We start from the raw sequence: 7,994 nt of genomic DNA on the forward strand, positions 1-7,994 counted from the left end.
CCGCCCTCCCGGCTCCTGATGGGCCCCGGCCCGATCAACGCCGATCCGCGCGTGCTGCGGGCGATGTCCGCGCAGCTGGTCGGCCAGTACGATCCGGCCATGACGGCCTACATGACCGAGACGATGGGCCTCTATCGCGAGGTGTTCCAGACCCGCAACGAGCAGACCATTCTGGTCGACGGAACGTCGCGGGCCGGCATCGAGGCCGCCCTGGTCAGCATGATCGAACCCGGCGACCGCGTGCTCGTGCCCATCTTCGGCCGCTTCGGCCACCTCCTCCGGGAGATCGCCGAGCGCTCGGGAGCCGAGGTGCACGTGCGGGAGGCCGAGTGGGGTACCGTCTTCACGCCCGAGCAGATCGAACAGGCCATCATCGAGACGAAGCCGAAGATCCTCGCGGTGGTGCACGGCGATACGTCCACCACGATGGCGCAGCCGCTCGACGAGCTGGGCGCGATCTGCCGGGAACACGACGTCATCTTCTACACCGATGTCACGGCATCCCTGGCCGGCAACACCTTCGAGACCGATGCGTGGGGCCTCGATGCCGTCACCGCGGGACTGCAGAAGTGCCTGGCCGGCCCGAGCGGATCGGCGCCGGCCACCTTCTCGCCGCGCGCCGTCGACCTGATCAACTCCCGCAAGAGCATCGAGGCGGGCATCCGTTCAGACGGTGACGAGGTGCTGCGGGCACCCATTCGCTCGAACTACTTCGACCTCGCCATGATCTTCGACTACTGGGGCGCAAAACGCCTCAACCACCACACCGAGGCGACCACCATGCTCTATGGCGCCAGGGAATGCGCCCGACTGCTGGTCGACGAGGGGATCGGCAACGCTGTCGAACGGCACAGGATGCACGGGGGTGCCATGCTCGAGGGCCTGAGGGGTCTCGGGCTCTCGATCTTCGGCGATGTCTCGCACAAGATGCACAACGTCACCGCGGTCTCCATCCCCGAGTCGGTCTCGGGCGACGCCGTGCGCGGGGAGATGCTCGACGACTTCGGAATCGAGATCGGGACCTCCTTCGGCCCCCTGCACGGCAAGGTCTGGCGCATCGGAACGATGGGCTACAACGCCCGCAAAGACACAGTGCTCACCACGCTCGCTGTCTTCGAACAGGTGCTGCGCCGGGCCGGCGCACGGGTCACGGCCGGTGGGGGAGTGGGCGCCGCCTATGACTTCTACACCGACGAGCAGGGTTCGGGCGAGCCGGGTTTGGGCAAGCCGGTGTCGGGTGAGCAGGGTTCGGGTGAGCAGGGTTCGGGCGAGGCAGTCGCGCGGTGACCGACGCCGAGATCCCGCGCACCGGTGCGCTCTCGATCCTCGCGCGCTGCGATGAACTCGCGACCTTCAGCACGCTGCCCGACGGTCTGATCCGGCGCGTCTACCTCAGCGACGAGCATCGCGCGGTCAACGAACTGGCCGGCCGGTGGATGATCGAGGCGGGTATGAGCACCTGGCAGGATGCCGCGGGCAACCAATGCGGCCGCCTCGAGGGCAGAACCCCCGGTCTTCCGGCGCTGCTGCTCGGTTCCCACCTCGACACCGTGCCCTCAGCGGGGCGGTACGACGGCATTCTCGGCGTGCTCATCGCCATCGCTGCCGTGGATCGCATCCACACCAGCGGCCTCGACCTGCCGTTCGCGCTCGAAGTGGTCGCATTCGGCGATGAAGAGGGCACCCGGTTCGGCCGGGCCCTGCTCGGCAGCCGCGCGCTCGCCGGAACCTTCGATCCCGCCTGGCTCGACCTCACCGACGAGAACGGAACGAGCCTCCGCGATGCCTACACGGCGTTCGGGCTCGACTCCGACCGTCTCGGCGACGCCGCCCGGTCGCCAGCAAGCCTGGTCGGGTATCTCGAGGCACACATCGAGCAGGGTCCCTACCTCGAAGAGGCCGGCCACGCACTCGGAATCGTCTCCACGATCGCCGGCGCCCGCCGATTCGCCATCACGGTGATCGGGCACGCCGGCCACTCAGGCACACCGTTCGACCGTCGGCACGACGCGCTCGCCGGCGCGAGCGAGATCATCGGCCTCATCGAACGCACCGCCCGTGAGGCCGGGCTCATCGCGACCGTCGGTCACCTCGAGGTGTACCCTAATGCCGTCAACGTGATCCCCGGCCGGGTCGAGCTGAGCCTCGATCTGCGTGCGGAGTTCGACGCCGACCGCGACGCTGTCTGGCACGACCTCAGCGACGGGATGACCGCGATCTGCGAGCGCCGCGGCCTGACGGTCAGCACGAGACAGACGCACGGCGCGCCCGCCGTGGCCTGCAGCCCGCGCCTTCGCGAAGCCATCGCCCGTGGGATCGCGTCGACCGAGCATCCGGAACCGCTGCTCCTCCTCAGCCGTGCCGGCCACGACGGGATGGCCGTAGCCGATGTCACCGACGTTGCGATGCTCTTCGTCCGCTGTCGTGGCGGAGTCAGCCACCACCCCGATGAGCATGTCCTCGAGTGCGATGTCGCGGTGGCGACCGACGCGTTCGAAGCCGCGGTCCGCGCCCTCGCTGCCCCGCCCGCCCCCGCCCTGCCGACCGCCACCCCGGCTGCCCCGCCCACCGCCACCCCGTGACCGTCGCTACCCCACCCGCCGATGCGGGCGCCCCCGCTCCCATCGACCAGCGCATCGACGACTCCTACGGCGACCTGACGCCGCAGGAGCAGCGAGCGGCCGACTTCATCCTCGATCACCTCGGCGACCTCGCGGTCTACAACGCGAGTGAACTCGCCCGCCTGAGCGGCGTCTCGAAGGCGACCGTCAGCCGACTGTTCCGCAGTCTCGGATTCTCCGACGCTCAGGAGGTGCGCGAACACGCCCGCACCCTTCGGAGCCAGGGCGTGCCACTCGGCGGGATCGCTGTCGAATCCGGCTCGCCCGCCCTGCTCGACGCGCATTTCGAGCAGGAACAGTCGAACCTTCGTGCACTACGGGCGCTCGTCGGCGACGGACGACTCGCCGCGGCCGCCGACCTCATCGCTCGTGCGCGCCGCATCGTCGTCATCGGGCTCCGCAATTCCTACCCGGTCGCCCTGCACCTGCGCGAGCAGCTCGTGCAGGGCTTCGACGACGTGCGACTCGCTCCACAGCCCGGGCAGTCGATAGGTGAGGAGCTTGCGGGTCTCACGGCGAACGACGTCGTGGTCGTCGTCGGCTTCCGCCGGAGACCCGACGGCTTCAGCCGCATCATGGATGCCGCACAGCAGCTCGCCGTGCCCGTGGTGCTGCTCGCCGACACTTCGGCCCGCCGTTACTCCGAGCTCTCGGCGGTCTGGCTCGAGTGTTCCGTCGACAGCGTCGTCGCCCTGGACAGCTACGCCGCCGCGCACAGTCTCGTCGCACTGCTCGCGAGCGAGAGCCTCGGTGTCGCCACGCGCGGCAGCCGAACCCGCATCGCCTCCATCAACCGCCTCTTCGGCGACCTCAGCGAACTCGAGCCTCCCACCTGACCCGCATGGTACACCGTCTCACGTGTGTGGACACACCGTCAGGTTCACCGTCGCGGTCGTGCGATTCACCTCCCCGGGCCCGGGGGACTGCCCGATAACCGTGTCGCTTGCACACCCGGCGTCGCCGCCGATCGACTGCGTCACCCGCCAGCCCCCCAGGGCGCCGACGGCGCTGCCGACCGATCGACCCACGACGTTCGGAAGAACCGAGACCTGCCCGTTGCTCGCGAAAACCGAGACGTTCGACCCCTTTGTGGCGCCGCTTTCCCCGGACGGGTCACTGCCCACGACCTCGCCCTCCGGTCGAGTCGAATCGACTTCGGACCCCTCGACGCCGGAGAACCCCGCGTCGTCGAGAGTATCGATGGCCGCCGTCACAGACATGCCCGCGACATCCGGAACAGTGACGGTCTGCCCCAGCCGCAGAGTGCGATCGGGTGGTGCGAAATCGTCGCCGCCGTAGTCGTCGGCCGTGTCGCGGTAGAAGTCCCGCCACATCAGTAACCTCGTGATGCCGCTCGAGACCCCGCCACTGCCGGGACCGTAGACGGTCGTCTTGCGAATGGAGACGTGACCCGAGACGTTCCCCGTCCACGCCGCTGTCACGAGTTTGGTCGTTCCGCCGACGAGCCAGACGCTCTCCTCGTTCTCCGAGGTGCCCGTCTTGCCCGCATGCGGGACACCGTCACCCGGATTCGCCCTGGTCGCCGTGCCGTTCGTGATGACGCCCTGCATCGCGTAGGTCGCGGCGACGGCGATGCTCGGGTCGATGGCCTGGGTGCAGGTGGAGACCGGTACGGCGAGCGGAGCTCCGGCCGCGTCGTCGATGCGGTCGATCGCGATGGGCGAACAGAACACGCCCCTGTTGATCACCCCCGCGAAGGCCGCCGCCATGGTGAGGGGAGCGATCTCGTTGCTGCCGAGCACCGCCGTGATGTTCGTCTGCAGCGGATCGCCGTCAGCGCGGTGCACCCCGAGCGACATCGCGACGTCACGGATGTCGCAGGCCTCGAGCTGCTGCGACATCGCGATGAAGGCGTTGTTGACCGACTCCTCGAACTGGGTGAGCACCGTGGTGCGCCCGCCCGCCTCGCCCGCGTCGTTGCCCGAGACGTAGGTACCGCCATCCTGGCCGTTGCAGTTGCGAAAACTCGCTTTGTTGAACTTCTGATTGTTCGAGCCGTTGACGATGTCGCCCAGCGAATGGCCGGTCTGCAGCCAGTTGATGAGGGTGAAGAGCTTGTAGGTCGACCCCACGGGAAAGCCGGTCGATCCGCCGTAGTCCACGTCTGTGGCGTAGTTGACCGAGGTCGCCTCGTTGCCCGCGTCTGCCTCCTCGCTGAAGTTCTTGTTCTGGGCCATCGAGGTGATGCGGCCGGTTCCGGGCTCGACGGTGACGATGACGCTCCCCAGATCGAGTGCGTCCGTCGAGTACGGGACGTAGTACTTCGTGGTGTCGTCGGCCTGTTTCTGCAGACGCATGTCGAGCGTCGTGTGGATGCGGTAGCCGCCGGTGTTCAACCGGTGCGAGCGCTCTTCGTCTGTCGCCCCGAAGGTCGGATCGTGCTCGATGATCTTGCGCACGAAGTCGCACGCGAACCCCGCACCGTCGATGGCCGTCTGGCACCCGGTCGACGGTTGGGTGATGTGCGCCTCGACCGGCGTCGCCACGGCATCGTCGAACTGCTGCTGCGTGATGGCGTGCTCCTTCAGCATCGACGCCAGCACGTCTCTGTCGCGACGAGCCTTGTTCGCCGCTGTGTGTTCGGCGTCGAGGTCGATGCGCAGCGCCTCGGGTTCGTTCACGATGGCCGCGAGGCTGGCGGCCTGCGGAAGGTTCAGGTCTCGAGCGCTCACGCCGAAGTAGTACTCCGACGCAGCCTGGATGCCGTAGACACGACCACCGAAGAGGGCGATGTTGAGATAGCCGAGCAGGATGTCGTCTTTGCTGAATGCCTTCTCCAACCCGATGGAGAGTTTCGCCTCCTGAAGTTTTCGCGCCGGAGTGCTGGCGGTGGCCTCGTCGTACGCCGCCTCGCGGGCGACGGGATCGATCAGTGCCTCTGCCCGCTGCACCCGGATGTTCTTGACATACTGCTGCGAGATGCTCGACGCACCGCTCGTGATCGAGGAGGCGAAGACGTTCGAGAGGAGAGCCCGGGCGGTGGACTGCACGTCGACTCCACCGTGAACGTAGAACCGCGGGTCTTCGGTCGACACGATGGCGTCTTTGACGAAGAGCGAGATGTCGTTCCAGCCCACGCTCTGCCGGTTCTGCTCGAAGAACGACGCGAGCAGCACCTCGGAGCCGTCGGGGTTTCGCCCGTAGACACTCGACGTCTGCGACAGCGCGTCGGGCCGGATGTAGTCGGGCAGGTTCTCGAAGACACCGATCGTGTTCTGGGCCGTGACGCCCGTGACGGCGATGACCGGCGCGACCATGGCCGTCACCAGGACTCCCACCATCGCGCTCAGCACGGCGAGCCCGCCGAACGCTCCGAAGGCGCCCGGGAGACGGAGTGCACGAGGAGAAAGACGGGTCATCGTCCCAGCATAGCGCCTAAACTGAGGTTTGCTCAGATCAGATCGGAGGGCGAATCGACGTCGTTCCCCGGCTCGAGGTCGCCGCACTCCACCCGTCGCGCTCCACGTTCTCGCAGGTAGTCGCGCGCGCCCACGTCTCCGTCGAGCTCTGCCGCGAGCGGGCCCCAGTGTGCGCTGCCGATCACGACCGGATGCCCGGGCCGCCCTCCGAATGTCGCCTGAACGAGAGCATCCACGGCCTGCCCGCGAATCGTGCCTTCTGCGCGCAGGCGCTCGATGGTCTCCACCCGGAGCGACGGAGTATCGACGAGGGTGACGACAACGGCGTCGGTGGTCTCAGTGCTGAGTGCGCTGAGACCGGCGCGGAGGGATGCAGCCATCCCCTCACTCCACCGTTCGGCATGCCGCACCACCAGTCGCGGCTCTCCGGGGATGCCGGCTCCCAGCACCTGCGATACCTCCGTCGCGCGGGCTCCCACGACCACAACCACGGGCGAACATCCGGAGTCGAGAAGCACTCGTGCGCCGCGCACCACCCAGGCTTCTCCGGATTCCCCCCGCACGAGTGCTTTGGGCGCGCCCATGCGCGTTCCGGCACCGGCCGCGAGCAGCAGCCCGGCCACTCGGTGCTCGTCGCTCATGTGCTCATCGTAGGTGTCACCACGGGGGCGGGGCCTAAACTGAACGCATCCGTTCCGATGTGCAAAGGACGCCGTGCTGACCCTGCCAGACACCGAGCTGCGTGAGCTGCTGGTCGCGTGCCTGGCCGTCGACCGGTGGGCCGACGATGTCGTGTCGGAGGGGCCTTTCGGGTCTGTCGACGAATTGCTGGCGACGGCCCGGGCGGCCGCGACCCCGCTGAGCGAGACGGAGATCGCCGAGGCGCTCTCGCATCATCCCCGCATCGGCGAACGACCGGTCGGGCAGGGTGCGGGGCAGAACTTCTCGCGGGCCGAGCAGGCCTCTGTCGACGCTGACGATGACCGTGTCAACGCCGGCATCGCAGAGGGTAATACCGCTTACGAAGAGCGGTTCGGCAGGGTCTTCCTGATCAGGGCGAAAGGCAGGAGCCGTGCAGAGATCCTCTCGGAGCTGAACCGCCGACTCCGGCTCGACGAGGCGACCGAGCTGTCGATCGTCGGTGCCGAACTCCGAGACATCACCCTCCTCCGGCTCGAATCGACGCTGGGCAGCACCTCGTGACGACCCCGCGCAGTCACGTCACGTCGCATGTGCTCGACTCCACTCTCGGCAGACCGGCCCGAGACGTGGCGGTTCTTCTGGAGAAGGCAGAGGCCGGCGAATGGATGATCGTTGCCTCCGCTCGAACAGACGCCGACGGTCGCGTCTCCTCCCTCGGTCCCGTCGCGCTTCCAGCCGGGTCGTACCGCGTCACCTTCGACACCGGTCTGTACTTCACCTCGACAGCCCAGCCCGTGTTCTACCCGTCGGTCGCGGTGGCCTTCGTGCTGGCAGACGAGGGCGAGCACTACCACATACCGTTGCTGCTCAGCCCGTTCGCCTACTCGACCTACCGGGGCAGCTGATCGGTCAGCGCGGCTCTGCGAGCCGATTTGCATTCTGCTGAAGACCTCCGTAATGTAATCACTCGTCACCCCAAAGGTGCTGGAAAGCCGAAGAGCTTCCGGGCCTCAAGTGGGGGCCATCCCACCCTGCGAAACACTTTCCCTCGGGAAATCTCTGTGACGAAGCATATGATGTAAAACCACTCCCGCAACGATCTGTTCGGGTTCTTTCAGCGACTCCGGTCGCCGGTCAGAACGCCGATTTGACACCGCGGCGGCGAGTGATAAGGTAGTGAAGTTGCCCCGAACAGGGTCTGGTTCTGAGAATCAGGTCAGTTCGGGAGCGTCCGATCTTTGAGAACTCAACAGCGTGCACATTGTCAAATGCCAAATCCCCGTGGCACCTTTTGGGTGTCCGGGTTCCTTTGGGAAATTGAATTACCAGCCGCTTCGGTGGTTGGGGACAT

At 67.1% G+C, this 7,994-nt stretch carries 7 protein-coding genes; 5 read left to right on the top strand and 2 right to left on the bottom strand.

Annotated elements, in window-relative coordinates:
* Positions 1-18 precede the first annotated feature (18 nt).
* The 3 genes from B7R24_RS04555 to B7R24_RS04565 are packed head-to-tail and all read left to right on the top strand — an operon-like array spanning position 19 to position 3,457.
* A complete protein-coding gene (locus tag B7R24_RS04555; RefSeq protein WP_116417808.1) occupies positions 19-1,287 on the top strand; it encodes a pyridoxal-phosphate-dependent aminotransferase family protein in 1,269 nt (422 codons plus the stop codon).
* Positions 1,284-2,582, top strand: a complete 1,299-nt coding sequence (locus B7R24_RS04560) for an allantoate amidohydrolase (RefSeq protein WP_116417809.1) — start codon at positions 1,284-1,286, stop codon at positions 2,580-2,582. The genes B7R24_RS04555 and B7R24_RS04560 overlap by 4 nt, the downstream gene beginning before the upstream one ends.
* Entirely contained in the window at positions 2,579-3,457 is an 879-nt protein-coding gene (locus B7R24_RS04565; RefSeq protein WP_216363612.1) for a MurR/RpiR family transcriptional regulator, read from the top strand. Before B7R24_RS04560 ends, B7R24_RS04565 begins: the two co-directional genes overlap by 4 nt.
* 18 nt (positions 3,458-3,475) lie before the next feature.
* Here B7R24_RS04565 and B7R24_RS04570 read toward each other — a convergent pair whose 3' ends face one another.
* A complete protein-coding gene (locus tag B7R24_RS04570) occupies positions 3,476-6,001 on the bottom strand; it encodes a transglycosylase domain-containing protein (RefSeq protein ID WP_116417810.1) in 2,526 nt (841 codons plus the stop codon).
* Between the two features lie 32 nt (positions 6,002-6,033).
* Complete coding sequence (locus B7R24_RS04575; protein WP_116417811.1) at positions 6,034-6,642, bottom strand: nucleotidyltransferase family protein; 609 nt, start codon at positions 6,640-6,642, stop codon at positions 6,034-6,036.
* Positions 6,643-6,715: 73 nt separating this feature from the next.
* Here B7R24_RS04575 and uraD point away from each other — a divergent pair, with 73 nt between their 5' ends.
* Entirely contained in the window at positions 6,716-7,204 is a 489-nt protein-coding gene (gene uraD / locus B7R24_RS04580) for a 2-oxo-4-hydroxy-4-carboxy-5-ureidoimidazoline decarboxylase (protein ID WP_116417812.1), read from the top strand.
* Entirely contained in the window at positions 7,201-7,548 is a 348-nt protein-coding gene (gene uraH, locus B7R24_RS04585) for a hydroxyisourate hydrolase (RefSeq protein WP_116417813.1), read from the top strand. The genes uraD and uraH overlap by 4 nt, the downstream gene beginning before the upstream one ends.
* The last annotated feature ends 446 nt before the right edge of the window (positions 7,549-7,994 follow it).

It is taken from the genome of Subtercola boreus, assembly GCF_003399645.1.
Classification (GTDB): domain Bacteria; phylum Actinomycetota; class Actinomycetes; order Actinomycetales; family Microbacteriaceae; genus Subtercola; species Subtercola boreus_A.

Bases quoted from the DNA above. Each gene is read 5' to 3' on its own strand.
- B7R24_RS04555 (WP_116417808.1), top strand. From the start codon at position 19: ATGGGCCCCGGCCCGATCAACGCCGATCCGCGCGTGCTGCGGGCGATG.
- B7R24_RS04570 (WP_116417810.1), bottom strand. From the start codon at position 6,001: ATGACCCGTCTTTCTCCTCGTGCACTCCGTCTCCCGGGCGCCTTCGGA.
- B7R24_RS04575 (WP_116417811.1), bottom strand. From the start codon at position 6,642: ATGAGCGACGAGCACCGAGTGGCCGGGCTGCTGCTCGCGGCCGGTGCC.